The following is a 293-nucleotide window of genomic DNA, read 5'->3' on the forward strand; positions in this document are numbered from 1 at the left end:
GCGAGACCGTCATTTGCAACAGACGGTCACCGTCGCCATAGCGCTCAAGTTCCGTGTATACCAGCCCCTTGCGTTCCGGGATGAGCCAGTGACGGTCGGTGTCTTCGGCCTGAATACGCAGCAACAGGTCGGCACCGAAGAAGCCTCTATCCAGCAGGGTCACTGACTTGTCCGGCAATGAGTGAATGAACTCGCTGGCCAGGGGGATTTCCCCTTTGCGGTACGGGCTGATGGCCGCGTTGGCAATGACATGCGAGCGGACATTCATGAGCGTGACCAACCGCAGCATCGGG

The 293-nt window shown here is 59.4% G+C and carries 1 protein-coding gene; it reads right to left on the reverse strand.

What is annotated here, in order from left to right:
• Positions 1 to 293, reverse strand: a 293-nt coding sequence (locus J9889_RS23200) for a transposase (protein WP_210558363.1), incomplete at both ends; no start/stop codon positions are given.

This window comes from Aeromonas sp. PrichA-15, assembly GCF_017939245.1.
GTDB lineage: Bacteria > Pseudomonadota > Gammaproteobacteria > Enterobacterales > Aeromonadaceae > Aeromonas > Aeromonas caviae.